The sequence below is a fragment of the Pseudomonas sp. MDT2-39-1 genome (genome assembly GCF_054898085.1).
This window is the reverse complement of the sequence record NZ_CM142716.1, coordinates 4887658-4913667: the sequence shown is the minus strand read 5'-3', so window position 1 is coordinate 4913667 and position 26010 is coordinate 4887658. Positions and strand designations below refer to the sequence as shown.

Here is a 26010-nt window from a genome sequence, read left to right as displayed (position 1 = left end):
CCGACAGAGCTCCGGATCGAAAGTTCAGACAGTCTTTGTATCGTCATCGAGACGCCATCACTTTGCCACCGCTCTGTCATAAACGATCGCGATACTGGCGCCAGTTTTTAGAGCGTCGGGTTCTACCCGGCCACTGTTTCCGTCCGTCAATGGTCGGTTGTGTCCCGGATGGCTCAGTCATCCCCTTACATCTTCGGAGATTGATATGCGTCTTGCTTCCACGAAAACTGCGGCGGTCCTGTGTGGCGGTCTGCTGCTGGCCATGAGTGTTCCGGCCAGCGCCGCAGTCGACGCCAAACTGCTCGACATGCTTAAGGCAAACGGCTCGATTACCAACGCGCAATACGGCGAACTGCAAGCCGAGCTGGCCAGGGATCAGAAAGACCAGAAAATCGCCCGTCAGGCTCAGCAAGAGACCAACGAGCAAATCGCGGCAACCGCGAAGAAAACCAATGAACTGAGCACCTTCGACCAGAAACTGGCCTGGGCCGCCAAGACCCAATTCAAGGGCGACGTGCGTTTCCGTCAGGAGACGGTCAAGAACGATGGCGTTTCCAACAACCGCGACCAGGATCGTCAGCGCATTCGTGCCCGCCTGGGTGCCTACACCGAAATCAACCCGCAAGTCGACACCGGTATCCGTATCGCCACCGGTAACAACGACGACGCGCGTTCCACCAACCAGAGTCTGGACAACTACTTCGACAAGAAGTCGATCTGGCTGGACCAGGGTTACGTCGACTACCATCCGGGTTTCGCCAAAAACCTGCACATCGTTGGCGGCAAGATGCCACAGCAATGGGTGAGCATGGGCGACATTATCTGGGATAGCGACATCAGCCCGGAAGGCCTGGCCCTCACCTACAAATACCCGCTGGGCGCCAGCACCGAACTGTTCGGTAGCGCCGGCCACTACACCCTCAAGGACAACGTCGACGGCGACGGCGTGCAGTTCAAACACGACCTGCGTCTGTACGCCGGCCAGTTAGGCGCGCGCTTCGCCCTCACCGACAACCTGAAACTGACCCTGGGTGGCAGCGTCTACGGTTACGACAACGACGACGACATCACTGCAGGCGGCACCAGCATTCCATCCGTGCTGGCCACCAACGGCAACACCCCGAACGAGCAATTCAAACTGTACGAAGGCTTTGGTCAGATCGACATCACCGGCCTGCCACTGCCGCTCTCGTTCTACGGTCAGTACGTCAATAACAAAGATGCCAGCAACGATCAGGACTCTGCCTGGTTGGCCGGTATCAAGACCAAGATTTACGGTTTCGCCGTGGACTACAACTATCGCGACGTACAGCGTAACGCCGTGGTCGGCGCCTTCACCGACTCCGACTTCGCCAACGGTTTCACCGGTTCGCGTGGCAGCAAGTTGAAAGTGAGCTACGAGCTGGACAAGAACTTCGCCGTGGGTGCGACGTACTTAATGGCTAACTCTGACTTCACCAACGCCACGATCAGAGATTCGGACATCAACACCCTGCAATTGGACGCCGAAGCCAAGTTCTAAGCAGTACCGCTCCACGCCTCAGGTCATGGATGCTTGAGGCGCTTTACAGACTGGCGTGGATGGATCGATCCCCATCATCCGTTCGATGCATCCACGCCGGCCTGCTTCTCTTCCGCGCAGTGCTCCACGAAACTTACGGAATGTCCTTGCGACGCTCCGCAGCGAGACGTTCGGCGAGTGCATCGACCTCCGCCACAGCTTTCTCCGGCAAGACGCGCAGCGTCGCCTGCATCAAACGCATCTGACGAATGAACCGCCGGCAATTAGGGCAGAACATTAAATGATGCCGCACCATCAACTTCTCCCGAAAGCTCAACTGGCCATCGAGATAATCACTGGAACGTGCCACTTGCTCCTTACAGGTCAGCATTCACCGGTTTCCTCAAAATGCTCCACGGTCGCAAAGACCTTCAACCGTGCCCGATGCAGCAGCACGCGAACATTGGAGAGCGAGAGTTCCAGAAGATTACAGATCTCTTCCAATTCCAGGCCCTGACGCTCGCGCAGCAGCAACACGCTGCTTTGCAGTTCCGACAGGCTGAGCAGGGTGTGTTCGAGGCATTCGCGCAGCTCGTTTTCGGTGAGCAACGCCTCTGGGGTGTCTTGGTGCCAGGCATATGGTGCCACCAGCCAATGGCCATCGCCGGGCGAAAAACGATCATCATTGATCGTGCCGTGGGCCGATGGAAGGTCATCGAGCAGCACTTCGCGACGGTTCTGCTTGTATCGCCCCTTCGCCGCATTGGCGGTGATGGTCAGCAACCAGGTCTTGAGGCTCGAACGTGCCTCAAACTTGCTCAGATTACGCACGACCGACAGCCAGGCATCCTGAACGACTTCGTCAGCATGCCGACTGCCGACGATCGCATAAGCGACCGCACGCATCGGGCTCTGATAAGTGCTGACCAATTCCTTGTAAGCCTGCTGCTCGCCCGCCAGCAGGCGTTCGAGCAGTTGGGTGTCGTCAGCCACTGCCATTGCGACCTCGTTTCAGCGCTTGCGCAAAATCACGCTACCAATCGAGTAACCCGCGCCGAACGAGCTGAGCACGGCCAGGGAACCGGCGGCCAGATCATCCTGGTGCTTGTGAAACGAAATCACCGACCCGGCGGAGCTGGTATTGGCGTAGGTGTCGAGAATCACCGGGGCTTCTTCTTCGGTGGCTTCACGGCCCAGCAGTTTCTTGACGATCAGGTGGTTCATGCTGAGGTTGGCCTGGTGCAACCAGAAACGCTTCACGTCGCTGACGTTGAGCTTGTTCTCTTCCAGGTGCGTAGCGATCAGCTCGGCCACCATCGGGCAGACGTCGCGGAACACCTTGCGGCCTTCCTGCACGAACAGTTTGTCCTTGGCACCGATGCCCTCTTCCGCCGCGCGGTTGAGGAAGCCGAAGTTGTTGCGGATGTTGTTGGAGAACTTGGTCAGCAGTTTGGTGCTGACCACGTCGAACTGATGCTTGGACGTCGCCAGGTCGGCCCGCTCGATGATCACCGCCGTCGCCGCGTCACCAAAGATGAAGTGGCTGTCGCGGTCACGGAAGTTCAGGTGACCGGTGCAGACTTCCGGGTTGACCATCAGGATCGCCCGGGCCTGACCCAGTTGCACGCTGTTGGCGGCGGCCTGGATGCCGAACGTCGCCGAGGAGCAGGCCACGTTCATGTCGAAACCGAAACCCTGGATGCCCAGCGCTTCCTGGACTTCGATGGCGATGGCCGGGTAGGCGCGCTGCAGGTTGGAGCAGGCAACGATGACGCCGTCGATGTCGGCGGCAGTTTTACCCGCACGCTGCAAGGCTTGTTCGGCTGCGCCGATGGCCATTTGGCAAAGCACCGACCACTCGTCGTTGGAACGCTCAGGCAGACGCGGTGCCATGCGTTGCGGGTCGAGGATGCCGTCCTTGTCCATGACAAAGCGGCTTTTGATGCCGGAGGCTTTTTCGATGAACGCAGCGCTGGATTCGGTCAACGCTTCGACTTCGCCACGGGCGACGGCGTCGGCGTTGTCGGCGTTGAATTGCGCGACGTAAGCGTTGAAAGACTGCACCAGCTCTTCATTGGAGATGCTGTTGGCCGGGGTGTACAGGCCGGTGCCGCTGATGACGACGTTATGCATGGTCGTTTCTCTAATCTGTTCAGGCAGAAAGCGTTGGCACCGACGTACCAACACACAAAGGGTCTGTTCCCGTCACGGGAAGCACACCTGACATCGCTTTATTCCGATCCGCCCGAACCTGTAGAGGCTCAAAACCGCGGGGCCGGTGTTTATAGGCGCGAAGTTTGCCATAAACATTGGGTTTTGGCCCTATTTGCAGGATCAAACACCCACCGCAGACACAACGCATTACCGTAGGAGCCAGGCTTGCCGGCGAAGGCATCCTTATGACCGCCTTCGCCGGCAAGCCTGGCTCCTACAAAAAGCCTCTACGGTTCAACCTGGGTCCATTGCTTGTTCAGGCGCTTGTCGGAAATCGGCACCTTGGTCCCCAATTGCTGGGCGAACAGCGAAACCCGGTATTCCTCCAGCCACCAGCGATAGAGCTCCAACTGCGGATCGCGTTTGCCTTCCTGGGCGTGCTTGTTGGCACGGGTCTGGTATTGGGTCCAGAGTCCGGACAATTCGCCGCTCCAGACCCGATCCCTCTGCACCTGAGCACCGATTTTCTCGAAGCGCTGCTCGACCGCTTTCAGATAGCGCGGCAGTTCCTTGAGCCATAACATCGGCGTTTCCCGGACAAACCCCGGATACACCAGATGGCTGAGCTGCTGCTTGATGTCGTTCAGGGCCACGGCTTGTGCCAGATCAATCTTGCCCTTGAAGCGTTTTTGCAGGCCGTGCCAGAGCTTGAGAATCTCCAGCGTCAATTTAGCCAGACGCTCAGCATGCTCGGTCCAGCCACCGCGTTTGCGCTCGGCCAACGCCGCCAGACCCGCACCATCACGCGGCAACGGGTCTTCACCCTCGAGAATGCAGCTGTCGAGGCTGGCCAGCAGAATGTCTTCCACCAGACTGTCGATACGCCCCATGTCGCGGTACATCAGGCCCAGTTCGGTCAGCCCCGGCAACTTGCCGCGCAGGAACTTCGCCGGTTCGGCCAGCTGCTGCATCAACAACCGCTGCAAAGCACGGCGATGCTGGAACTCGGCTTCGGCCGGGGTCGAGAAACGCCCTTCCTTGACCGTGCCGCTCTCTTCCACCAGCGCCGGATACACCGTCATCGACAGCCCGGCGATCTTCTGTTGAGTCTTTTGCGCCACCGCCGCGAAGACCTTCGCCTCCACCGGCTGCTGGCTTTTCGCGGTTTGCGGCACAGCCAACGCAGCCTGACTGGCCTCGGAAAAACGTGCGGTCAGCTCGGCCAGATCTCGCCCTTCGCCGAGGAACTTGCCTTGGCCATCGACGATTTCCAGGTTCATCCGCAAATGACTGTCGACCTGCTGCTCCGCTTCCGCCCACGCTTCATCGCTGACCCGCGCACCTGTCATGCGCAGCAGCTCGCGACCCAACGCCTGAGGCAACGAGCCCTCGGCGAAGGTCATGCGCTGCAACGCGGCTTTGACGAAGTCCGGCACCGGCACGAAGTTCTTGCGCAGGGCTTTGGGCAGGTTGCGCACCAGCGCGATGCACTTGGCCTCGATGATGCCCGGCACCAGCCATTCCAGGCATTCCGGCGGCAACATCGGCAACAGCGGCGCCGGCACACGCAGAGTCACGCCATCGCGCGGATGGTTGGGTTCAAAATGGTAACTGAGGGCCAGTTCCAGATCGCCGATGTGCAAAGTGTCGGGGTAATGCAGGGCGGTGACTTCGCTGGCCTCACGGGCCAGCACGTCTTCTTCGCGCATGATCAGCAGCTGCGGGTCTTTCTGGCTATTGACCCGATACCAGCTATCGAAAGTCGCCGTCTGGTGGATCTCCGCCGGCAGTCGCGCATCGTAGAAAGCAAACAGCGTTTCTTCGTCGGCCAGAATGTCGCGACGACGGGCCTTGGCTTCCAATTCGTCGAGCTGTTCGAGCAGTTGCTGGTTGGCCGTCAGGCACTTGGCCTTGGATTGAATCTCGCCCCGCACCAGGCCTTCGCGAATGAAAAACTCACGAGACACCACAGGGTCGATCGGTCCGTAATGCACCGGCCGGCGACCGACCACGATCAGTCCGAACAGGGTGATCTGCTCGAAGGCCACGACCTGACCGCGCTTCTTCTCCCAATGCGGTTCGAAGTGATTTTTCTTGATCAGGTGCCCGGCCAGCGGTTCGATCCAGTCGGAGTCGATCTTGGCCACCATGCGCGCGTAGAGCTTGGTGGTTTCCACCAGTTCGGCGGTCATCAGCCATTGCGGGCGCTTCTTGCCCAGCCCGGATGACGGGTGAATCCAGAAACGTCGCTGACGCGCACCGAGGTAATCGCCTTCATCGGTTTTCTGACCGATCTGGCTGAGCAGGCCCGAGAGCACGGCTTTGTGCAGTTTCGGGTAATCCGCCGGTTCTTTATTGAGGCTGAGCTGCATGTCGCGGCAGATCAGGCTCAGTTGGCGGTGAGAATCGCGCCATTCGCGCAGGCGCAGGTAATTGAGGAAATTTTTGCGACACCAATTGCGCAACGGACTCGCCGTCAGCGCCTGGCGCTGTTCTTCAAAACCACGCCACAGATTGACCAGCCCGGCGAAATCCGAGTCCACGTCTTTCCATTGTGCGTGGGCCTGATCCGCCGCTTGCTGACGCTCCGGCGGACGTTCGCGCGGGTCTTGAATCGACATGGCGCTGGCGACGATCAGCACTTCCTGAAGGCTGCCAAGTTTCGCCGCTTCCAGCAACATGCGGCCCATGCGCGGGTCCACCGGAAGGCGCGCCAACTGGCGACCGAGCGGGGTCAGCTGACTATTGCGGTCCACCGCCGAAAGTTCTTGAAGCAGGTTGAAACCGTCGCTGATGGCCTTGCCATCCGGCGGTTCGATAAACGGGAAGTCGGTGATCTCGCCGAGGCGCAGATGCAGCATCTGCAGGATTACCGCCGCGAGGTTGGTCCGCAGAATTTCCGGGTCAGTAAATTCCGGGCGACCGATGAAGTCTTCTTCGCCATAGAGACGGATGCAAATGCCCGGCTCGACCCGCCCGCAGCGACCTTTACGCTGGTTGGCGCTGGCCTGGGAAATCGCTTCGATGGGCAGACGCTGGACCTTGGCGCGGTAGCTGTAACGGCTGATGCGCGCGGTGCCGCTGTCAATCACGTACCGAATGCCCGGCACGGTCAGTGAGGTTTCGGCGACGTTGGTCGCCAGCACCACGCGACGGCCAGGGTGCGACTGGAAAATCCGCTGCTGTTCGGCCGGCGACAGCCGCGCGTACAGCGGCAAAATCTCGGTGTGCTTGAGCTGGGCCTTGCGCAGCATGTCGGCGGCGTCGCGAATCTCGCGCTCGCCGGGCAGGAAGACCAGCACATCACCGGGGCTCTTGCGCTCGCTGCGTTCGAACGCGGCGATTTCATCGAGGGTGGCGAGGATCGCCTGATCCACGGTCAAGTCGTCCTCGACGCGATTGCCCTCCTCGTCCTGCTCCAGGGTCAGTGGGCGATACCAGGTGTCCACCGGGAAAGTACGGCCGGAGACTTCGACAATCGGCGCATCGTCAAAGTGCTTGGAGAAGCGCTCCAGGTCGATGGTCGCCGACGTGATGATGACTTTCAGGTCCGGACGACGCGGCAGCAGGGTTTTCAGGTAACCCAGCAGGAAGTCGATGTTGAGGCTGCGCTCGTGAGCTTCGTCGACGATGATCGTGTCGTAGCGTTCGAGGTAGCGGTCGTTCTGGGTTTCCGCCAGCAGGATGCCGTCGGTCATCAGTTTGATCAGGGTGTTGGAATCGCTTTGATCTTCGAACCGCACTTGATAACCAACCAACGCGCCCAACGGCGTCGCCAGTTCTTCGGCAACCCGGCTCGCGACGCTGCGGGCGGCGATTCGACGGGGCTGGGTGTGGCCAATCAGACCCTGCTGACCGCGACCGATTTCCAGGCAGATCTTCGGCAGCTGGGTGGTTTTACCCGAACCGGTTTCACCGGCAATGATCAGCACCTGATGCTTGAGCAGCGCTTCTTTGATTTCGGCGCGTTTGGCGGCGATCGGCAGACTGTCGTCGTATCGAATCACCGGCAGGCTGGCACGCCGCGCCAACACCTGATCACAGGACGCCTGCATGCGCGTCACCCACTGCGCCAGCTTGGCCTCATCAGGTTTCTTGCGCAGCTCAAGCAACTGCCGCCGCAGCCGGTGGCGGTCGGCGAGCATGGCGTGATCAAGGTTTTTCAGCAGTTTGTCGATGGAAGGCGATTCGTCAGTCATCAGGTACGCAAAAGTCGTCTAGTGGCGCAGGGGGGCGATTGTCGCAGATTTGCGTGCATAGAGACGAATGCAACCCGCTTTTGTGGCGAGGGGATTTATCCCCCGTTCGGTTGCGAAGCAATCGTAAACCGGTCAGCGCGGTTTGTCTGAAATGCCGCGGTGGATGGTTTTAGGGTCGCTTCGCAACCCAACGGGGATAAATCCCCTCGCCACAAAAGCTCCATCGCCAGAAGGTGTCATCTCAGAGTGGGTTATTCGTTGTCGAGGCCTTTGCGGCGGTACGGGAAGACGTCGATCACCTTGCCGCCGCGAATGGCTTCCTGGAGGCTTTTCCAGTAATCGGCGTTGTACAACTCGCCATGCAACTGATCAAACAGCTTCCTTTGCCCGGAGTCGGCAAACAGGAACGGCGGAAACTCTTCAGGAAACACATCCAGCGGCCCAATCGAATACCACGGCTCGGACGCCATCTCATCTTCCGGCGTGCGCGGTTGCGGGATGTGACGGAAGTTGGCTTCAGTCAGAAAGCAGATCTCGTCATAGTCATAAAACACCACGCGACCGTGCCGGGTGACACCGAAGTTCTTCAACAGCATGTCGCCAGGAAAGATGTTCGCCGCAGCCAGTTGCTTGATCGCCAGACCGTAATCCTCCAGCGCCTCGCGTACCTGCGCCTCGTTGGCGTTTTCCAGGTACAGGTTCAGCGGCGTCATTCGCCGCTCGGTCCAGCAGTGACGGATCAGCACCGTGTCGTCTTCCACCGATACCGTGGACGCGGCCACCTCAAGCAGTTCTTCCAGGCACGCCGGGTCGAACTTGCTCAAGGGGAAGCGAAAATCCGCAAACTCCTGGGTATCGGCCATGCGCCCGACGCGGTCGACGCTTTTCACCAAACGGTATTTTTCGATCACCGTGGCGCGGTCGACGTTTTTCGACGGCGAGAAACGGTCCTTGATGATTTTGAATACGGTGTTGAAGCCCGGCAGCGTAAACACGCTCATCACCATGCCGCGTACACCGGGGGCCATGATGAACTGGTCGTCGGTGCTGGCCAGGTGATTGATCAGCGCCCGGTAGAACTCGGACTTGCCGTGCTTGTAGAAACCAATCGAGGTGTACAGCTCGGCGATGTGTTTCCCGGGCAGGATCCGCCGCAGGAAACCGATGAACTCCGCCGGCACCGGCACATCCACCATGAAATACGAGCGAGTGAACGAGAAGATGATCGACACGTCCGCTTCATCGGTGATCAGCGCATCGATCTGGATGCCGCGACCTTCGAGGTGCAGCAGCGGAATCGCCAGCGGCCATTGCTCGTCGGTGGTGTAGATGCGTCCTACCAGGTACGCGCCCTTGTTGCGGTAGAGCACCGAGGAAAACAGTTCGACGCTCAATTCCGGGTCCTTGCATACCCAGTCCGGCAGGTTCTCGCGCAATTGTGCTTCGAGGCGGCGCAAGTCGCCGGCCAGGTCGGCGTAATCCTCGCTGAAGCTGTAATCGGCAAAAATGCTCGCGAGCATGCCGGACAACTGGCCCTGAGGCTTGTAGGTTCGGGTTTGCGCGGCGCGAGCCCGGCGCAGGCTTGGCCGGGTGGTGTGGATGAACATGCAGCCGTCGCTGATCAGGTCATGGCTGAACAACCCGCAGAAAATCGAGTTGTACCAGGTCTCGGACAGTTCATCGTCGAAACGCAGGTCGATCAGGGTGATGTAAGCGCTTTTGACCAGCGGCCAGCAACTGACGTCCAGCGTGTCGGCGTCAAACGCAATGCGCAGGCGGTCGACCGTTTCGCTGACCTTCTCTTCATACAGGTTGATCCGCGCGGCCGAGGCGACTTGGGCCTCCTGCCACAGGGCCTGCTCGAAGCGGGTCCGGGCGCCGTCGGTGATCTGGCGGAAATGCTCGCGGTAATCGTCAAAGCCATCGAGGATCATTCGGGCGATGTCGGCGGCTGGCCATTGCTGCGGCATGGTGAGACCTCTGCGGGAATTCGGGAGCCCTGAGCTTAGCCAGTGAACCGGGTGCAGGAGAAGCGTAATTTTCGGCTCGGGTTAAATGCTCGTTTTTCGGTTGCCATGGATAAGGCGCTCGGCAACACTCTCGTCCCCATCAAGGAAGGAGTGTTCCGTGAGCCCTGTCGATATTTTCCGTTTACTGTCGCTGGCAGCGATCTGGGGTGCGAGCTTTCTGTTCATGCGCATCATCGCCCCCGTGATTGGCACAATCCCCACGGCCTTTTTCCGTGTGTCGATTGCTGCCACCGGCTTGCTGGTGATCCTGGGGCTGATGCGCATCAGCTGGGATTTCAAAGGCAAGCTGAAGACGGTGATGCTGCTCGGCGTGATCAACTCCGGGATTCCGGCGACGCTCTACTCGGTAGCCGCCCAAGTCCTTCCGGCCGGCTATTCGGCGATTTTCAACGCCACCACGCCGCTGATGGGCGTGTTGATTGGCGGTCTGTTCTTCCATGAAAGACTGACCGCCGCCAAGCTTGGCGGGGTGTTCCTCGGACTGCTTGGTGTTGGTGTCCTGACCCGTGCCGGTCCGGTGGCGTTCGACATGGAACTGCTGATGGGCGCCGTTGCCTGCCTGCTCGCCACCACCTGTTATGGCTTTGCCGGATTCCTGGCCCGCCGCTGGCTTGATCACGCGGGCGGTCTCGACAGTCGTCTTTCGGCGCTGGGCAGCATGCTTGGTGCGACGCTGTTTTTACTGCCGTTGTTCGGCTACAGCGTAATCAGCCAGCCACCGGCAAGCTGGGGCGGCTGGAATGTCTGGTTGTCGTTGCTGGGGTTGGGGCTGGTGTGTACCGCGCTCGCGTACATCATTTACTTCCGTTTGCTCAGCTCGATCGGGCCAGTGAGGTCGATGACCACGACCTTCCTGATCCCGCCGTTCGGGGTGTTGTGGGGAGCGCTGTTACTGGATGAGCCGTTGTCGATGGCGCATATCTATGGCGGGGTGTTGATTGCGGCGGCGTTGTGGTTGGTGTTGAAGCCTTCGGTGGTGAAGGCTGCAGCGGTGGCTGCCAAGTAGATTTTTGGTGAGGCTGATGACGTCATCGCGAGCAGGCTCACTCCCACAGGTAACCTCAGTGTTCACAAATATTGTGTTCACAGGAGATCCAATGTGGGAGTGAGCCTGCTCGCGATGGCGATAGCCCAGACACTACAAGGCTGACTGACTCACCTCCCCATCCACCAACCGCCGAATCCCCAGCGGATTGGCGTTCTGCAACGCCTCGGGCAGCAACGCATCCGGATAATTTTGGAAGCACACCGGCCGCAGAAACCGGTCAATCGCCAACGTCCCGACCGACGTCCCCCGCGAATCCGACGTCGCCGGATACAGCCCGCCATGCACCATCGCTTCACACACCTCGCCCCCCGCGTCTGGCTGAGCATGCCCGTCACTTCGGCCAGCGCCACGTGGGAGGTCACGCGCGAGCTCCAGAGGTTATCTGCCCGGCGCTGGCCAAATAGAAAAGGCCCGGAGCAACGCTCCAGGCCTTATCATCTTTACGCTGTTTTACGGAACACGAAGACCAGACCGATGATGATCAGCAGCAGCATGCCCAGCATGCTCAATGCCGCCAGCCGATTACCAAAAATCAGGTAGTCCATCACCGTCATAAAAAAACCGCTCCCAAGGAGCGGTTTTCTATTGCATCCAGTCACCCAAACAACCAATACCCCAACAACGTCAACACCACCACCGCCAGCACCGGCCGCAGCACGCGGTATGTATTGGGATTACGACGCTTCCAGCGCTTGACCGCTCCACTGACCTTGTCGCTGAAGTTCTTGCTCCAGGCATAAGCCTGGTTAATCCCGCCAACCCGTTCATCATCAAGATTCTGCGGTGCGGTGGCGCGACCAAGCAAGCCACTGATCCAGCGGTTGATACGGGTCATGATGCGATTGCTCAGTGGCCGCTCGATGTCGCAGAACAGAATAACTCTGGTTTTCCCGGTTTCGTTCTTGACCCAATGCACGTAGGTCTCATCGAACATCACGTCCTCTCCATCACGCCAGGCGTACACCTGACCGTCGACGAAGATACGGCAATCATCGGAGTTCGGCGTCGACAGCCCCAGGTGATAGCGCAGGGAACCGGCAAACGGATCGCGGTGCGGGTTGAGGTGGCTGCCACCCGGCAGCAAGGCGAACATCGCACCCTTGACGTTGGGAATGCTGCTGACCAAGGCCACGGTTTTCGGGCACAAGGTTTCGGCTGATGGCAGAGGTTTGTCGTACCACTTGAGGTAGAAACGTTTCCACCCTTTCTTGAAGAACGAACCGAAACCGGCATCGTTGTTCTTTTCGGCGGCGCAGATGTAACCCTCGTCGAACAGGTGCATGGCTTCGTCGCGGATAACTTCCCAGTTGTCCTTGAGCACGTTCAGTTCCGGGAACTTGCTGCGGTCCAGATAAGGTTTGGATGGCACGCCAGAGAACAGGTACATCAAGGCGTTGTAAGGTGCGAACAAGGCCGAGTGATTGACCAACTGACGCAGAACCGGCAATCGTGCCTTGCCGCGCAAATGCACATAGAGGGTGCTGCCCAGGAATAGCAGCAACACTGACGCTTTCGCGGCAAAGGAAAAGGAAAAGGTCATCTACGGCTCCTTGAGTATTGGTTCTATGCACAACGCCATTTACCCGACGTGGCAGCCGGCCATGATCAACACTACCGGCCTCGGGAAAAACCCGCAAAAGTCGACATTCAGTATTAAGGTTTGTGCAATAAAGCACTTATTAACATAAGGTTCCTGAACGGGGGCTGACCTGAATCAGCCCTCTCGCCACACGTTAAAAAGATCCCGCAGACGTCACCGCTTTACTGCTGATTCTCCTGCTCGGTAAACAGATCGCTGAACAACATGCTCGACAGGTAGCGCTCACCGGAGTCCGGCAGGATCACCACGATGGTCTTGCCCTGCATTTCCGGTGTTTCGGCCAAACGCACCGCCACCGCCATCGCGGCGCCACAGGAAATACCGCACAAAATCCCTTCTTCCTGCATCAGGCGCAGGGCCATGGCCTTGGATTCGTCGTCGCTGACCAGCTCAACCCGATCGACCATCGCAAGATCCAGATTCTTTGGGACAAAACCGGCACCGATCCCCTGGATTTTGTGAGGGCTAGGCTTGATCTCCTCACCGGCAATCGCCTGGGTGATCACAGGCGACACCATCGGCTCCACCGCCACCGAGATAATCGGTTTGCCCTGGGTATTCTTGATATACCGCGAAACGCCAGTAATGGTTCCGCCGGTTCCGACGCCCGCTACCAGCACATCGACCGCGCCGTCGGTGTCGTTCCAGATTTCCGGGCCGGTGGTTTTCTCGTGAATGGCCGGGTTGGCCGGGTTGTCGAACTGCGCCGGCATGAAGTATTTGGCCGGGTTGCTGGCAAGGATCTCGGCAGCCTTCTCGATCGCGCCCTTCATGCCCTTGGCCGGTTCGGTCAATACCAGTTCGGCGCCCAGTGCCTTGAGAACCTTGCGTCGTTCGATGCTCATCGACGCCGGCATGGTCAGCATCAATTTGTAACCACGGGCAGCGGCAACAAAGGCCAGGCCAATACCGGTATTACCCGACGTCGGTTCGATGATGGTCATGCCAGGCTTTAGTTTGCCGGAGCTTTCGGCGTCCCAGATCATGCTCGCGCCGATCCGGCACTTGACCGAATAACCAGGGTTGCGCCCTTCGATCTTGGCCAGAATGGTCACGCCGCGCGGGGCAATGCGGTTGATCTGCACCAGCGGCGTATTGCCGATGGAATGGGCGTTGTCAGCGTAAATACGGCTCATGGCTGGGTCCTTGTACAGCGTTGAATAAGCTCCCAAAGGTATGCCTGTTGCCGGTGGTCGTCCAGTCAGGTCGAACGTCCGGTGACCGCCGCAGTCAATGGCTTTATATCGCCAGAGATTTGCCGTCATGAAACGTCGATACAGTTGGCCCCTGTGGACCCTCGCCGGCCTCGTTGTGCTGCTGATTGCCCTGCACATCGCCCTGCCCTACCTGGTACGCGATTACCTGAACGACAAGCTGGCGGACATGGGCGATTACCGAGGTCAGGTGACCGACGTGGACCTGGCCCTGTGGCGCGGCGCCTATAAAATCAACGGACTGAAGATCGTCAAGGTCGACGGCAAGGTCCCGGTGCCTTTCGTCAATGCGCCGCTGATCGACCTTTCTGTCAGTTGGCACTCACTCTGGTCTGACCGCGCAGTGGTGGCCGAGGTGCAGTTCTTCAACCCCGAGGTGAACTTCGTCGACGGCGGCGCCAACAAAAAAAACTCCCAGACCGGTCAAGGCACCGACTGGCGCGCACAGTTGAGCAAACTGGCGCCGTTCACCTTTAATGAAATACGCATCTACGACGGCAAGATCAGCTTTCGAAACTTCAATTCCAAGCCCCCCGTCAACATGAACGCCACCCAGGTCAACGCCAGCCTTTACAACCTGACCAACGTGGTCGATACCAAAGGCAAGCGCGACGCCCGTTTTGAAGGCAAGGCGCTGTTGCTGGGCCATGCGCCACTGGAGACAACGGCAACCTTCGACCCGTTAAGCAACTTTGAAGACTTCGAGTTCCGGCTGCGGGCCAGGGACATTGAACTCAAACGCATGAACGACTTTGCCTCGGCCTATGGCAAGTTCGACTTCAACGCCGGTCACGGCGATGTGGTGATCGAAGCGCAAGCCAAAAAGGCCAAAATGACCGGCTACATCAAACCGCTGCTGAAAGACGTCGACGTGTTCAACTGGCAACAGGATGTGGAAAACAAGGACAAAGGGTTTTTCCGTTCCATCTGGGAGGCCATCGTCGGAGGTTCCGAAACCGTGTTGAAAAACCAGGGCAAGAACCAGTTTGCCACTCGGGTTGAACTGAGCGGCAATGTGCATCGGCAAGATATCAGCGCCTTCCAGGCGTTTTTGCAGATTTTACGCAACGGTTTTGTTCAGGCGTTCAATGCACGCTATGAGCGGCCGAAGCCGGAGGCTGGTTAGGGTTTACGCGTAACGGTGTAGCGCCCGGTTTCTTCGGCGGCCCGCATCGGGCTCGCTTGCTGCTGCAGGAAATCCCACCCCAGACAGGCCAGCGCCAATGATCGGGGCACCGGTTCACGCCCGCTGCTATAACGCGTGATGCTGCGCGCGCTAACCCCCAACGCTTCAGCCGCCTGATTGAGCGGCAACCCGGTACGGGCGCGCCAATCGATAAAGATCCGGGTGTTCTCGTCCGATGCGTTTTGCGCGAGCGCCTCCAGATACAGAGTGTCGGCGCCAATCTGGATGTCCTGCTCCGGCCACTCGACACTCCAGCCCTCATCGCCCGATATTGCATTTTCGAATGCGCCAGCCTCCAGCAATGGCTGCAATCCTGGATAGGCGTGCAAGTCGCGACTCAAATCGAGGGTCAGTTGCTGACCGTCGATAAAGGTCAGCGCCAGGCGGTAAACCGGCAACGCCTGCACAGCCGACAGCCGTGGTCGTTTCATGGGTAGCATCGTTTCCAGTCCTCCAGCAATTGCACCTGATGAGCCCTGACCCACTCCAGTGCTTCCTTGATAATCAGCGGCGGTGCCTTGCCCACCATCACTTCGACGGTATCCAGGCTCAACATGACATCCAGCCCGCCACCCGTCAGGTGAACATGAGGCGGTGGATGATCCTTCTCGCGCAACTGAATGCGGTACGTATCGCGAAATCGATATTTAGTAGACATGCCGGGCAAGCTATCGCCAACATGGCGATATCTCAATACTGGCCAGCAGCCGAGACTGAGTCAAGATGTGACGCCCCATTCAGAGACTGAATAAGCCGTCTGCGTTCACAGTCGACGGGGCAGCGCGTTATAGTCGGGTACTACAATTATTGCGCCCCGCCCTGCCCCGTTCAGGTCGGCATTACCGTTCGAGGATTAGCAGATGAAGTTCGAAGGCACCCAGGCCTACGTCGCCACCGATGACCTGAAGCTGGCGGTCAACGCCGCCATTACCCTGGAGCGTCCACTGCTGGTCAAGGGCGAGCCGGGCACCGGCAAAACCATGCTCGCCGAACAACTGGCCGAGTCCTTCGGCGCCAAGTTGATCACCTGGCACATCAAGTCCACGACCAAGGCGCATCAGGGCCTGTACGAGTACGACGCGGTCAGTCGACTGCGTGACTCGCAGCTGGGCACGGAGAAGGTCCACGACGTTCGCAACTACCTGAAAAAGGGCAAGCTCTGGGAGGCTTTCGAGTCCGAAGAGCGGGTGATCCTGCTGATCGACGAAATCGACAAGGCCGACATCGAGTTCCCGAACGACCTGCTGCAAGAACTCGACAAGATGGAGTTCTACGTTTACGAAATCGACGAGACCATCAAGGCCAAGAAGCGTCCGATCATCATCATTACCTCCAACAACGAGAAAGAGCTGCCGGACGCCTTCCTGCGCCGCTGCTTCTTCCACTACATCGCGTTCCCCGATCGCGTGACGCTGCAGAAGATCGTCGACGTGCACTACCCGAACATCAAGAAAGACCTGGTCAGCGAAGCGCTGGACGTGTTCTTCGATGTGCGCAAGGTCCCGGGCCTGAAGAAAAAGCCATCGACCTCCGAACTGGTGGACTGGCTGAAACTGTTGATGGCCGACAACATCGGCGAAGCGGTATTGCGCGAACGCGATCCGACCAAAGCGATTCCGCCGCTGGCAGGCGCCCTGGTGAAGAACGAACAGGACGTGCAATTACTTGAGCGTCTGGCGTTCATGAGCCGTCGCGGCACTCGCTGATCCCTCTGTTTAACAAGATAGAGGGCGATTGCCATGCTGCTTAACCTGTTCAATGAAATGCGTGCAGCCAAAGTGCCGGTCTCGGTACGGGAGCTGCTGGACCTGATCAACGCGCTGAAACAGCGCGTGACCTTCGCTGATATGGACGAGTTTTATTACTTGTCCCGGGCGATTCTGGTGAAGGACGAACGGCATTTCGACAAGTTCGACCGCGCGTTCGGTGCCTACTTCAACGGCCTGGAAAAACTCGACGATCACCTTCAGGCGTTGATTCCTGAAGACTGGCTGCGCAAGGAGTTCGAGCGCTCCCTGACCGAGGAAGAGCGCGCAGCAATCCAGTCCCTTGGAGGCCTGGACAAGCTGATCGAAGAGTTCAAGAAACGCCTCGAAGAACAGAAAGAACGCCACGCCGGCGGCAACAAATGGATCGGCACCGGTGGCACCAGCCCGTTCGGCTCCGGCGGTTTCAACCCGGAAGGCATTCGGGTCGGCGATGCCGGCAAGCGCCAAGGCAAAGCGGTCAAGGTGTGGGATCAGCGCGAGTACAAGAACCTCGACGATTCGGTGGAACTGGGCACGCGCAACATCAAGGTTGCCCTGCGCCGCTTGCGCAAATTCGCCCGTCAGGGTGCGGCAGAAGAGCTGGACATCGATGGCACCATCGACCATACCGCACGCGATGCCGGCCTGCTGAACATCCAGATGCGGCCGGAGCGGCGCAACACCGTCAAGCTGTTGCTGCTGTTCGACATCGGCGGCTCGATGGACGCCCACGTGAAGATTTGCGAGGAGTTGTTCTCGGCCTGCAAGACCGAGTTCAAGCACCTGGAGTACTTCTACTTCCACAACTTCGTTTATGAATCGGTGTGGAAGAACAACATGCGCCGTACCTCCGAGCGCACGTCGACCCAGGATCTGCTGCACAAGTACGGTGCCGACTACAAAGTGATCTTCATCGGTGACGCCGCCATGGCGCCATACGAAATCACCCAGGCTGGCGGCAGCGTCGAACACTGGAACGAAGAAGCCGGTTATGTGTGGATGCAGCGGTTCATGGAGAAGTACAAGAAGGTCATCTGGATCAACCCGTATCCGAAAGATACGTGGGGTTATACGTCTTCGACCAATATTGTGCGGGACTTGATTGATGACCAGATGTATCCGCTGACGTTGCGGGGGCTTGAAGAAGGGATGCGGTTTCTTTCCAAATAGAGATCTGCGTTGCCTGCAAGGCAGCCTTCGCGGGCAAGCCTCGCTCCTACAGGTTTCGGTGTTCGTGCGTCGTGCACCAACCCTGTAGGAGCGAGGCTTGCCCGCGAAGCTTTTAGCGGTCTGAAAATCGGCGCAAATACTTGACCTGCTCCCGATGCGCAACATCCTGCACCACCGGCCGCAACCGCACCTTCGACCCCGGCAAGCACTGCGCCAGCCGTGCCAACGCCAACGGCGTCAACGCCCCCAATCGCGGATAACCGCCAATGGTCTGCCGATCATTGAGCAACACAATCGGCTGCCCATCCGGCGGCACCTGGACCGCGCCCAGCGGGATGCCTTCGGAAATCATCGGTTTGCCCTGGTACTGCAACGCCATTCCCAGCAGGCGAATGCCCATGCGGTCGGCACGGCTGTCGAGGGTCCAGACGCTGTTGAACGCGTCGAACAGACTTTGCCCGCTGAACTCACCGATCTGCGCGCCGAGAACCAGATCCAGTGGCGAATCGACTTTGAAATCCGGCCGATGTTCTACCGGCAACTCCCGCAGCAATAACAACGCACTTCCGCGATAGCTTAACTGGGCGTCTTTGGCCAACGGACGGCCCATTCCATCCAGACCGCCGAGTTCTTCACGGACCACCGTCGCGGTGCTACCCAGCACCTTCGGCGCCTCAAACCCGCCCGGCGCGGCCAGATAAGCTCGCGCCCCGAGCAGCGGTTGAGTGAACTGCAATCGCTGGCCTTTGTTCAGCCGAAAACTGCGCCACGGCGCCAGTGCCTCGCCATTCACTTGCGCACCCAGATCCGCTCCGGCCAGCGCCAATACACAATCGTCCTCGGCCACGACGCTGAATCCGCCGAGGGTGATTTCAATCACCGGCGCATCCAGCCTATTACCCAGCAGCCAGTTGGCCCACGACATCGAGCGCCAATCCAGGCCGCCGCCCTGGGTCACGCCCAGATGCCGCACGCCGAAACGGCCAGCGTCCTGCAACAGGCACAGCGGCGTACTCGCCTCAATCAACAGATGGCTCATGCCAGGGCCTCCAATGGCGTGTCGTCACCGCCCAGGTTGATGAACTCGGCATGACTGACCGCTTCGAAGCGCACAGTGTCACCCGGTTGCATCAGGCTGTAGCCGTCGCGTTCGCGGTCGAACAGTTTGGCCGGCGTGCGGCCGATCAGGTTCCAGCCGCCGGGGGAAACCACCGGGTAGGCGGCGGTTTGCCGCTCGGCGATGCCGACACTGCCGGCGGCAACTTTTTTGCGCGGCGTATTCAGGCGCGGCGCAGCGAGTACTTCCTCCACCAGCCCCATGAAGGCAAACCCCGGGGCGAAGCCCAAAGCGAACACCTGATATTCACGCTCGCTGTGGCGACGGATCACCTCCTCCACCGACAGCCCGCTACGCTGAGACAACAGGCTCAACTCCGGACCGACGCTCAAGTCATACCAGACCGGCAGCACATGGCATCTGCCGCTGCTGCTCGCGTTGGGCGACAGGTCGATCAGCGCTTCGGCGATCAGTTCCCGGGCCTGAGCCGGACTCAACGCGGTCAGATCGTAATGCACCATCAACGTCGTATAGGACGGCACCAGATCAATCAGATGCCCTGCGAATACAGCACGCAGGTTTTCGCTGGCCGCCAGCATCCACGGCATGTTGGCCTCGGCAATTTCATCGAACATCCGCACCATCAGACAATCCAGCGCCACCACCTCAACCCGCGGTTTCATGGTGCGCTCTGCTGATCAAGTGCTTCGCGAATCCGGCGCACGGCCGCCACCGAACTGGCGTTGTCTCCGTGGACGCAAAGGGTGTTGGCCTGTAAATGCAAGGCGCTGCCGTCGCTGGCGGTGAGGTTGTCGCTACGGGCGATGGTCAGCGCTTGCTCGATAATTCGCTCGGGATCGTGGTGCACCGCCCCCGGCAGTTGCCGTGAAACCAGCATCCCGGCGCTGTCGTAGGCGCGATCGGCGAAGGCTTCGAACCACAAGGTCACGCCGTATTCATCACCCAGTTGCTGCGCGGCGCTGTTGTCGCGAGTGGCCATCAGCATCAGCGGCAGGGTCCGGTCATACGCTGCCACAGCCTGAAGCACCGCGCGCAATTGCGCCGGGTTGGCCATCATGTCGTTGTACATCGCGCCGTGGGGTTTGACGTAACTGACGCGCCCGCCCTGGGCCCGGCAAATGCCGTCGAGGGCGCCGATCTGGTAATGCAGAATGTCCTGAAGTTCCTGGGCGGTGTAGGCCATGGAGCGGCGACCGAAGCCGACCAGATCCTGATACGCAGGATGTGCGCCGATCAGTACGCCGTTGCTCAGGGCCAGGCTGACGGTCTTGCGCATGATGCTCGGGTCGCCGGCATGGAAGCCGCAGGCGATGTTGGCGCAATCGATGAAGGGCATGACCTCGGCGTCCAGACCCATGGTCCAGTTACCGAAACTCTCGCCGATGTCGCAGTTCAATAGCAGGCGGCTCACGGTGAACACTCCTGTAGGTTTGATTCTTTTTAGCTGTAGGCATTTGCCCGCAGATTATCAGCTACTCGGCTTCAAGTTGCTTGCCACGGGTTTCCGGCAGGCTCAGGGCCGCAAGAATCACCACCCCGTAGGAAACTGCCGCAAACGCCCCGATGCCTACGCTCAGTGGCACCGTCTGGCTCAGCAAACCGATCAGCAGCGGGAACAATGCCGCCAGCGCCCGACCGATGTTGTAGCAAAAGCCTTGCCCCGAACCGCGAATCCGCGTCGGAAACAGCTCGGTCAAAAACGCGCCCATGCCACTGAAAATCCCCGAAGCGAAGAAGCCCAGCGGGAAGCCCAGCCACAGCATCACGCCGTTACTGACCGGCAATTGGGTGTAGAGCAGCACGATGGTGAACGAGCCCACGGCGAACAGGATGAAGTTCTTTTTACGGCCAAGGATGTCAGTCAAATACGCGCTGATGACGTAGCCGACGTAGGAACCGACGATCACCATCGCCAGATAACCGCCTGTGCCGAGTACGCTCAAACCGCGCTCGTTTTTCAGAAAAGTCGGCAACCAGGACGTGATCGCGTAGTAACCGCCCAGTGCGCCAGTGGTCAGCACCGAAGCGCGAATCGTGGTGAACAGGATGCCGGGGGCGAAGATCTCGTAAAACTTCGCTGCGTTGCCGGGCTCCTGTTTGGCCTTGGCTTCGCGGTAGATTTCCGGGTCTTTGACCAAACGGCGGACGAAGATCACAAAAATCGCCGGCACGATGCCAAGGATGAACAGCGCGCGCCAAGCGTCTTCCGGCGGCAGCACCGAGAACAGCAGCGCATACAATATCGCCGTCACCCCCCATCCCAGCGCCCAGCCGGATTGCACCATGCCCACGGCCTTGCCGCGGTCCTTGGCACGAATCACTTCACCCATCAGCACGGCGCCGGCGGTCCATTCGCCACCGAAACCGAAGCCCATCAGGGTGCGACTGATCAGTAGTTGCTCGTAGTTCTGGGCGAAACCGCAAAGGAAGGTGAAGAAGGCAAACCACAGAACAGTCAGTTGCAGGGTACGTACGCGACCGATGCGGTCGGAGAGAATCCCCGCCACCCAACCGCCGATGGCCGAGGCGATCAGGGTGCTGGTGTGAATCAGCCCTGCCTCGCCGGTGGTGATGCCCCACATGGCAATCAGGGTCGGCACCACGAAGCTGAGCATCTGGGTGTCCATGCCGTCGAGGCCATAGCCGATCTTGCAGCTCCAGAAAGTGCGGCGTTCCTGCTGATTGATGTTGCGGTACCAGTCGAAAGGTCCCGGGCGAGCCGTCGCTTTGGGGATGTCGAGGGTGTCGGGCGCACTCATGGCAAGTCTCCGTGCAAATTTTATTGGTATTGTTCTGAGCCCCGACGACGCCTATCGTGGGAACCGGATGCGTCGATTTTTGGACGCTTGGCCCTGCTGCGTCCAACTAATAAAAACCCGGCCAAGGCATAAGAAAAAGTTGATCCCATGAACCTGAAGTTTCTCGAGACCTTTGTCTGGGTCGCCCGACTCAAGAGTTTCCGCCTGACGGCAGACAAGCTCTTCACCACCCAGGCATCGATTTCCAGCCGCATTGCCGTGCTTGAAAGTGAGCTCGGGGTGAAGCTGTTTCTGCGCGATTCTCGCGGCGTGAGCCTGACACCCGAAGGCTTGAAAGTGCTCGAATATGCCGAGCAGATGATGGACACGATGCAGGCGCTCAAGCAGTCGATCGAGACCCGTTCGAGCAAGGCCGGGCGGGTCAGGATTGGCGTCATGGACACCGTGATCCACACCTGGCTCAGCCCGTTGGTGGCGCAGATGATGGATCACTACCCGCTGGTGGAAATCGAGTTGGTGGCCGATACCGCGCTCAACCTCTGCGATCAGCTGCAAAAAGGCTTTCTCGATTTGATCCTGCAAACCGACCTGCTGCGCCAGGAAAGCGTGCGCAGCCTGGAGCTCGCCAGTCATCCGATGGGCTGGATCGTGGCCAGCAATTCCATCTACAACCGCGAGTATTCAGGTGTCGCCGATCTGGCGCGGGAGCGGATCATCACCTATTCGAAAAACTCCCACCCTCATCAGGACATCTTGAGCCTGATGCAGGCCAGCGGGGTCATGGCGCCGCGGCTCAACTGCGTGAACTCGGTGTCGGCGATTACCCGTTTGCTGAGGGACGGATTTGGCATTGGCGCGTTACCGCCGGTGCTGGTGGCCGAAGAATTGGCGCGAGGGGAATTGACGTTGCTGGCCATCGATCAGCGGCCGCCGAATTTGCAGGTGGTGGTGTCGTGGCGGGTTGGCGTGGAATGGGTCGAGGAGATTGTTGCGTTGTGTCAGCACGTCGTGGAGCGCTATGCGCAGAAAGTAGGTGAGCATTACATCGTCTTGGGCAAGCCCCAGGCCAGAATCTGAAGGACGTTTCCCATACTGTAAATATGAACCACTATCATTTGCATTATTTTTTCAACGAGGTATTCTCTGCGCGCTTTCAGCTAACCCATTGTCCAGACGGAGTCGGGCTTGATGCGCGCCTACACGCAAAAACAGCAGCAATTGCTCGCTCACTGGAGCGAAGCCCTCGGCACACAGGCTTTCCAGTCCCACCGCATCACCCTCGATCATTTGAGCAATGCGCTGGAGCCCGCCGCCCAGCGCTGCTTCCAACGCCTGATCCAGGCGCTGTTTCGTGAAGGTCTGATCAACCCCGACGCTTGCGAATACGACGACAATAGCCGTTGCTGGCTGCCACTTGGCGATGGCGCGCACCTTTGCTTCGAGCACTTGTCCGGCGGCAGAATGAACAGCTGGGACGTACGCGGCAGCATCGTCCTGCACACCCCCGACAGACTGCCCCAAAAAATCCAGTTGCCCAGCGAACTGCTCGCTCACCTCAGCACTCAGCTCAACCCGCCAGCCTCCCCGCAGGTACTGGAACGTCTGGCCAAGGAGCTGGATGACAGCTTCAGCAACGACACCCTGTGCCTGGCGTTTCACCACGGATGGACCGAGCGCCTGAGAGAGCAGATCGATACCGAGTACGACGACAATCTGCTCGCTTGGCTCAAAGCCGGCCCCAGCCACCAGAACCCGACGTCATTGCTCGAACAGTGGGGCACTCTCGGCCATCCGTGGCACCCGAACTACAAGACCAAACTGGGCTTGAGCGCGGCTCAGGTCATCGCTTTCTCGCCAGAATTCGAAGCGAGTTTTCCGATTGTCCTGTGCGCCCTGCACCGCCAGTACGCACACGTCGAAGCGCTGGCTGGCACTACCGATTACTGGGACTGGTGGCAAGGTCACTTCCCACAGGCCGCCGAGCAATTGCAACGCCACTTGCAGCAGTTGGGTCTGGAAGCAAAGGACTACCTCCCGCTCCCGTCGCACCCATGGCAAGCCCATGAAGAGCTGCCGCACTCGTTCGCCAACGAGATCGCCGACAACCTGCTGATCGTCACTGACATCGTGGCTTTTACCGGTCACCCGACCATGTCCTTCCGCACGGTCCTGCCGGAGGCCAGTCGCGTGGCGCCGATGGTCAAACTGCCGGTGGCTCTGCGACTGACCAGCGTGCAGCGCACCGTGTCGCCGCGCTCCGCCCGGATGGGGCCGCGCATCAGCCAACTGATATTGAATATTCTCGATCAGGAGCCGCAGATTCAGCGTCTGCTGAACATCGTTCCCGAGCGCATCGGCGTGCACTACGCACCACTACCGGCCGATGACGAGCGCTCCCGGCATGCTGCCGTGCTGTATCGCGACAACCCGCTTACCCTCCTGCAAGAAGGCGAGTTGGCGGTGCCGGTCGGCAGCCTGTTCGCCGTCAACGAATTCGAACAACCGCTGCTGCGTGATTGGGTAAAACTGGCTCAGGGCAGTGACAACAGCGAGGCCATGCTGGCGTTCTTCGATGATTACCTGTCGATTGCCGTACCGAGTCTGTTGGGCATTTACCTGATGTATGGCGTGGCGTTCGAAGCGCATCAGCAAAACAGTTTCATGGTGATGGGCGCTGACGGGCAGTTGAATCGGCTGCTATTGCGTGATTTCGGCGATGTTCGTATCGATCGTAAAACCCTGCACGCCAAAGGTCTGGATATCCAGTTGCACGATCCGAAAATGACCCTGTATGACGATTCCGGATTTGTCCGCGACAAGCTTCTGCACACCACCTTCATGTGCCACCTCGGTGAGCTGACTTTGCTCTGTGCCCGCCACTGGAATGTGCCGGAAACTATCCTTTGGGAGAAATTGGCATCGCACGTTGCACAGTGCTTCGAGACCTTGCGCGAGCGCGTTGAACCAGCACGTTGGGAAAGCGAGCGCCAGGCCTTGCTGGAACAGGATTGGCCCGCCAAATCGTTCATGCGCATGCGCTTGCTCGACAGTCATGCCGACATCGTCGGACGCCTGAGTAACCCGCTGCGACCAAACGCCCATGCTCGCTGACGGTCGCGCCTTGCGACTGCTGATCGTCATTCAGTTTGTCTCCATGGGCGCAATGGAAATGAGCGGCCCGTTCTGGCCCTTGCAGATCCAGCATCTGCTCGGGCCGGAAGGCGCCGGCTACACCGCGCTGCTATCGGCGATGGTCTATGCCGGTCCGATGCTGGCGGCCATGCTCCTGACTCCCATGTGGGGCCGGTTGGGAGATCGCACCGGACACAAACCGATGATTGTTCGGGCGTTGCTGGCACTCGCGCTGTGCCAAGGGTTGGCGGCCATTACCCTCGACCCGTGGCTGCTGGTGGGTATTCGCGTGATGCAAGGCGCATTGGCCGGTTTTCTCGCTGCCGCGCAAGCCTATGCCTTGGCCTGCTGCGACAGTTCAAGACGTGGTCACACCCTGGCCCGCCTGCAATCGGCAACCGCCGTCGGCTCCTTGATCGGCCCAGTGTTGGGTGGCTGGCTGATGGACGTCTCGGGGTTTGCCCTGCTCTGTTATGGCGCGACGGTGATTTGCCTGCTGTGCGCACTGGGGAGCTTTTTCCTGCCGGCCGACAAGGCTCGGACCTCGAAGAAAAAAGCGGTTGAACCGGTTGCCCTGCCCAAAGGCTGGCTCGGTGGAATCCTGTTGGTGATCGTGTTGATTCAGGCCGCGAAGATGATGCCGCAGTCGTTCTACGCGCTGTACGTCGCGAACATTCTGCATGCCCCAAGCTGGCTGATCGGCGCCACCTACGCGGCGAGCGCCGCGACCCTGGCGATTTCCGCACCGCTGTGGGGACGCCTGTTCGACCGCTGGCAGCCGGCACACACCTTGCGCGTCATCGAAGGCGTGGCCTGGCTGTGTGCACTGACGCTGGCGGCCACGGCATTGGCCAACGAATGGCTGGGGTTTCTCGTCAGTCGACTCGTCTGGGGCATCTGGCAAGGCGCCCTGCTGCCCGTCGCCTATGCACTGATCGCCAACACCATTTCCGTAAACCAGCAGGGCTTCGCGCTCGGCCTCGGCAACAGCGCGGCAAAGGCTGGCGCTCTGCTCGGTGTCGTCCTTGGCGGGATCGGCATGGGCCTGGTTGGCCTGGCTCACAGTTTCTGGCTGGTGGCGCTGACCTACGCCATAGCCGCCATCGGGATCCGCTGGGTGCGCTCGTTCAACTCCGCGCCTGACCGCTCGACCTTATCGCCCCACACTAATCACAACTAAAAAAAGACCAC

General features: G+C 59.5%; 21 protein-coding genes and 3 pseudogenes. 8 read left to right on the top strand and 16 right to left on the bottom strand.

The features are described 5' to 3' along the window. Positions 1-205: 205 nt before the first annotated feature. Positions 206-1522, top strand: coding sequence for a putative porin (locus ACYZTM_RS23010; protein ID WP_131060444.1), 1317 nt, complete (start codon positions 206-208; stop codon positions 1520-1522). A 133-nt stretch (positions 1523-1655) separates the two neighbouring features. Here the strand turns inward: ACYZTM_RS23010 and ACYZTM_RS23005 are convergent, their stop codons facing one another. The 5 genes from ACYZTM_RS23005 to aceK form a co-directional block, all read right to left on the bottom strand. Beyond that, a complete protein-coding gene (locus ACYZTM_RS23005) occupies positions 1656-1892 on the bottom strand; it encodes an anti-sigma factor family protein (protein ID WP_461984820.1) in 237 nt (78 codons plus the stop codon). Further along, positions 1886-2500 (bottom strand): RNA polymerase sigma factor, encoded by a 615-nt coding sequence (locus tag ACYZTM_RS23000; RefSeq protein WP_131060442.1) that lies wholly within the window; start codon positions 2498-2500, stop codon positions 1886-1888. The genes ACYZTM_RS23005 and ACYZTM_RS23000 overlap by 7 nt, the downstream gene beginning before the upstream one ends. A 12-nt stretch (positions 2501-2512) precedes the next feature. After that, positions 2513-3634, bottom strand: a complete 1122-nt coding sequence (locus ACYZTM_RS22995) for a beta-ketoacyl-ACP synthase III (RefSeq protein WP_461984817.1) — start codon at positions 3632-3634, stop codon at positions 2513-2515. Between the two features lie 308 nt (positions 3635-3942). Beyond that, positions 3943-7854: an ATP-dependent RNA helicase HrpA gene (gene hrpA / locus ACYZTM_RS22990; protein ID WP_461984815.1), complete on the bottom strand. Its 3912-nt coding sequence runs from the start codon at positions 7852-7854 to the stop codon at positions 3943-3945. Positions 7855-8105: 251 nt separating this feature from the next. Continuing rightward, positions 8106-9824: a bifunctional isocitrate dehydrogenase kinase/phosphatase gene (aceK, locus tag ACYZTM_RS22985; protein ID WP_461984813.1), complete on the bottom strand. Its 1719-nt coding sequence runs from the start codon at positions 9822-9824 to the stop codon at positions 8106-8108. A 157-nt stretch (positions 9825-9981) separates the two neighbouring features. Here aceK and ACYZTM_RS22980 point away from each other — a divergent pair, with 157 nt between their 5' ends. Continuing rightward, entirely contained in the window at positions 9982-10890 is a 909-nt protein-coding gene (locus tag ACYZTM_RS22980; protein ID WP_461984811.1) for a DMT family transporter, read from the top strand. A gap of 132 nt (positions 10891-11022) precedes the next feature. Here the strand turns inward: ACYZTM_RS22980 and ACYZTM_RS22975 are convergent. From ACYZTM_RS22975 to cysK, 5 genes and pseudogenes are all read right to left on the bottom strand, one after another. Then, positions 11023-11244: pseudogene (locus ACYZTM_RS22975) on the bottom strand (aldehyde dehydrogenase (NADP(+))); the annotation flags it as partial. Next, positions 11223-11315: pseudogene (locus ACYZTM_RS22970) on the bottom strand (hypothetical protein); the annotation flags it as partial. The pseudogenes ACYZTM_RS22970 and ACYZTM_RS22975, both read right to left, overlap by 22 nt. A 57-nt stretch (positions 11316-11372) precedes the next feature. Next, positions 11373-11480: pseudogene (locus tag ACYZTM_RS22965) on the bottom strand (EamA family transporter); the annotation flags it as partial. A gap of 47 nt (positions 11481-11527) precedes the next feature. Next, positions 11528-12472 carry an aspartyl/asparaginyl beta-hydroxylase domain-containing protein gene (locus ACYZTM_RS22960; RefSeq protein WP_461984809.1) on the bottom strand — a complete coding sequence of 315 codons (945 nt, stop codon included), beginning with the start codon at positions 12470-12472 and terminating at the stop codon, positions 11528-11530. A gap of 221 nt (positions 12473-12693) precedes the next feature. Next, positions 12694-13668: a cysteine synthase A gene (gene cysK / locus ACYZTM_RS22955; protein WP_131060436.1), complete on the bottom strand. Its 975-nt coding sequence runs from the start codon at positions 13666-13668 to the stop codon at positions 12694-12696. Between the two features lie 127 nt (positions 13669-13795). On the opposite strand from cysK, the gene ACYZTM_RS22950 reads away from it, so the two are divergent. Then, a complete protein-coding gene (locus tag ACYZTM_RS22950; protein ID WP_131060435.1) occupies positions 13796-14872 on the top strand; it encodes a DUF748 domain-containing protein in 1077 nt (358 codons plus the stop codon). On the opposite strand, the gene ACYZTM_RS22945 is transcribed toward ACYZTM_RS22950, so the two are convergent. Together ACYZTM_RS22945 and ACYZTM_RS22940 are read right to left on the bottom strand one after the other, a co-directional pair. Continuing rightward, the gene (locus ACYZTM_RS22945; RefSeq protein WP_461984806.1) at positions 14869-15372 is read right to left on the bottom strand and encodes a DUF2442 domain-containing protein; all 504 of its coding nucleotides are present in this window, start codon (positions 15370-15372) and stop codon (positions 14869-14871) included. The genes ACYZTM_RS22950 and ACYZTM_RS22945 overlap by 4 nt on opposite strands. Further along, a complete protein-coding gene (locus ACYZTM_RS22940) occupies positions 15360-15590 on the bottom strand; it encodes a DUF4160 domain-containing protein (protein ID WP_461984804.1) in 231 nt (76 codons plus the stop codon). Before ACYZTM_RS22940 ends, ACYZTM_RS22945 begins: the two co-directional genes overlap by 13 nt. A 202-nt stretch (positions 15591-15792) precedes the next feature. On the opposite strand from ACYZTM_RS22940, the gene ACYZTM_RS22935 reads away from it, so the two are divergent. Both ACYZTM_RS22935 and ACYZTM_RS22930 read left to right on the top strand, forming a co-directional pair. Continuing rightward, entirely contained in the window at positions 15793-16638 is an 846-nt protein-coding gene (locus ACYZTM_RS22935; protein ID WP_010462104.1) for an AAA family ATPase, read from the top strand. Positions 16639-16671: 33 nt separating this feature from the next. Continuing rightward, positions 16672-17850 (top strand): vWA domain-containing protein, encoded by a 1179-nt coding sequence (locus ACYZTM_RS22930; protein ID WP_461984802.1) that lies wholly within the window; start codon positions 16672-16674, stop codon positions 17848-17850. Between the two features lie 112 nt (positions 17851-17962). Here the strand turns inward: ACYZTM_RS22930 and ACYZTM_RS22925 are convergent, their stop codons facing one another. From ACYZTM_RS22925 to ACYZTM_RS22910, 4 genes are all read right to left on the bottom strand, one after another. After that, the gene (locus tag ACYZTM_RS22925) at positions 17963-18889 is read right to left on the bottom strand and encodes a 5-oxoprolinase subunit C family protein (protein ID WP_461984800.1); all 927 of its coding nucleotides are present in this window, start codon (positions 18887-18889) and stop codon (positions 17963-17965) included. After that, positions 18886-19590 carry a 5-oxoprolinase subunit PxpB gene (pxpB, locus tag ACYZTM_RS22920; RefSeq protein WP_461984798.1) on the bottom strand — a complete coding sequence of 235 codons (705 nt, stop codon included), beginning with the start codon at positions 19588-19590 and terminating at the stop codon, positions 18886-18888. Before pxpB ends, ACYZTM_RS22925 begins: the two co-directional genes overlap by 4 nt. Beyond that, positions 19587-20339, bottom strand: coding sequence for a 5-oxoprolinase subunit PxpA (locus ACYZTM_RS22915; RefSeq protein WP_131060429.1), 753 nt, complete (start codon positions 20337-20339; stop codon positions 19587-19589). The genes pxpB and ACYZTM_RS22915 overlap by 4 nt, the downstream gene beginning before the upstream one ends. 61 nt (positions 20340-20400) lie before the next feature. Further along, positions 20401-21687, bottom strand: a complete 1287-nt coding sequence (locus tag ACYZTM_RS22910) for an MFS transporter (RefSeq protein ID WP_131060428.1) — start codon at positions 21685-21687, stop codon at positions 20401-20403. Between the two features lie 147 nt (positions 21688-21834). On the opposite strand from ACYZTM_RS22910, the gene ACYZTM_RS22905 reads away from it, so the two are divergent. The 3 genes from ACYZTM_RS22905 (at position 21835) to ACYZTM_RS22895 (ending at position 25999) form a co-directional block, all read left to right on the top strand. Further along, the gene (locus ACYZTM_RS22905; RefSeq protein ID WP_131060427.1) at positions 21835-22764 is read left to right on the top strand and encodes a LysR family transcriptional regulator; all 930 of its coding nucleotides are present in this window, start codon (positions 21835-21837) and stop codon (positions 22762-22764) included. A gap of 111 nt (positions 22765-22875) precedes the next feature. After that, complete coding sequence (locus ACYZTM_RS22900) at positions 22876-24798, top strand: IucA/IucC family protein (protein ID WP_131060426.1); 1923 nt, start codon at positions 22876-22878, stop codon at positions 24796-24798. Next, positions 24788-25999 (top strand): MFS transporter, encoded by a 1212-nt coding sequence (locus ACYZTM_RS22895; protein ID WP_131060425.1) that lies wholly within the window; start codon positions 24788-24790, stop codon positions 25997-25999. The genes ACYZTM_RS22900 and ACYZTM_RS22895 overlap by 11 nt, the downstream gene beginning before the upstream one ends. Positions 26000-26010: the final 11 nt, after the last annotated feature.

Bases quoted from the DNA above. Each gene is read 5' to 3' on its own strand.
- ACYZTM_RS22950 (WP_131060435.1), top strand. From the start codon at position 13,796: ATGAAACGTCGATACAGTTGGCCCCTGTGGACCCTCGCCGGCCTCGTT.
- hrpA (WP_461984815.1), bottom strand. From the start codon at position 7,854: ATGACTGACGAATCGCCTTCCATCGACAAACTGCTGAAAAACCTTGAT.
- ACYZTM_RS22935 (WP_010462104.1), top strand. From the start codon at position 15,793: ATGAAGTTCGAAGGCACCCAGGCCTACGTCGCCACCGATGACCTGAAG.
- ACYZTM_RS22960 (WP_461984809.1), bottom strand. From the start codon at position 12,472: ATGACCTTTTCCTTTTCCTTTGCCGCGAAAGCGTCAGTGTTGCTGCTA.
- ACYZTM_RS22905 (WP_131060427.1), top strand. From the start codon at position 21,835: ATGAACCTGAAGTTTCTCGAGACCTTTGTCTGGGTCGCCCGACTCAAG.
- aceK (WP_461984813.1), bottom strand. From the start codon at position 9,824: ATGCCGCAGCAATGGCCAGCCGCCGACATCGCCCGAATGATCCTCGAT.
- ACYZTM_RS23005 (WP_461984820.1), bottom strand. From the start codon at position 1,892: ATGCTGACCTGTAAGGAGCAAGTGGCACGTTCCAGTGATTATCTCGAT.
- cysK (WP_131060436.1), bottom strand. From the start codon at position 13,668: ATGAGCCGTATTTACGCTGACAACGCCCATTCCATCGGCAATACGCCG.
- ACYZTM_RS22945 (WP_461984806.1), bottom strand. From the start codon at position 15,372: ATGCTACCCATGAAACGACCACGGCTGTCGGCTGTGCAGGCGTTGCCG.
- ACYZTM_RS22900 (WP_131060426.1), top strand. From the start codon at position 22,876: ATGCGCGCCTACACGCAAAAACAGCAGCAATTGCTCGCTCACTGGAGC.
- ACYZTM_RS22910 (WP_131060428.1), bottom strand. From the start codon at position 21,687: ATGAGTGCGCCCGACACCCTCGACATCCCCAAAGCGACGGCTCGCCCG.
- ACYZTM_RS23010 (WP_131060444.1), top strand. From the start codon at position 206: ATGCGTCTTGCTTCCACGAAAACTGCGGCGGTCCTGTGTGGCGGTCTG.
- ACYZTM_RS22925 (WP_461984800.1), bottom strand. From the start codon at position 18,889: ATGAGCCATCTGTTGATTGAGGCGAGTACGCCGCTGTGCCTGTTGCAG.
- pxpB (WP_461984798.1), bottom strand. From the start codon at position 19,590: ATGAAACCGCGGGTTGAGGTGGTGGCGCTGGATTGTCTGATGGTGCGG.
- ACYZTM_RS22895 (WP_131060425.1), top strand. From the start codon at position 24,788: ATGCTCGCTGACGGTCGCGCCTTGCGACTGCTGATCGTCATTCAGTTT.
- ACYZTM_RS22930 (WP_461984802.1), top strand. From the start codon at position 16,672: ATGCTGCTTAACCTGTTCAATGAAATGCGTGCAGCCAAAGTGCCGGTC.
- ACYZTM_RS23000 (WP_131060442.1), bottom strand. From the start codon at position 2,500: ATGGCAGTGGCTGACGACACCCAACTGCTCGAACGCCTGCTGGCGGGC.
- ACYZTM_RS22995 (WP_461984817.1), bottom strand. From the start codon at position 3,634: ATGCATAACGTCGTCATCAGCGGCACCGGCCTGTACACCCCGGCCAAC.
- ACYZTM_RS22940 (WP_461984804.1), bottom strand. From the start codon at position 15,590: ATGTCTACTAAATATCGATTTCGCGATACGTACCGCATTCAGTTGCGC.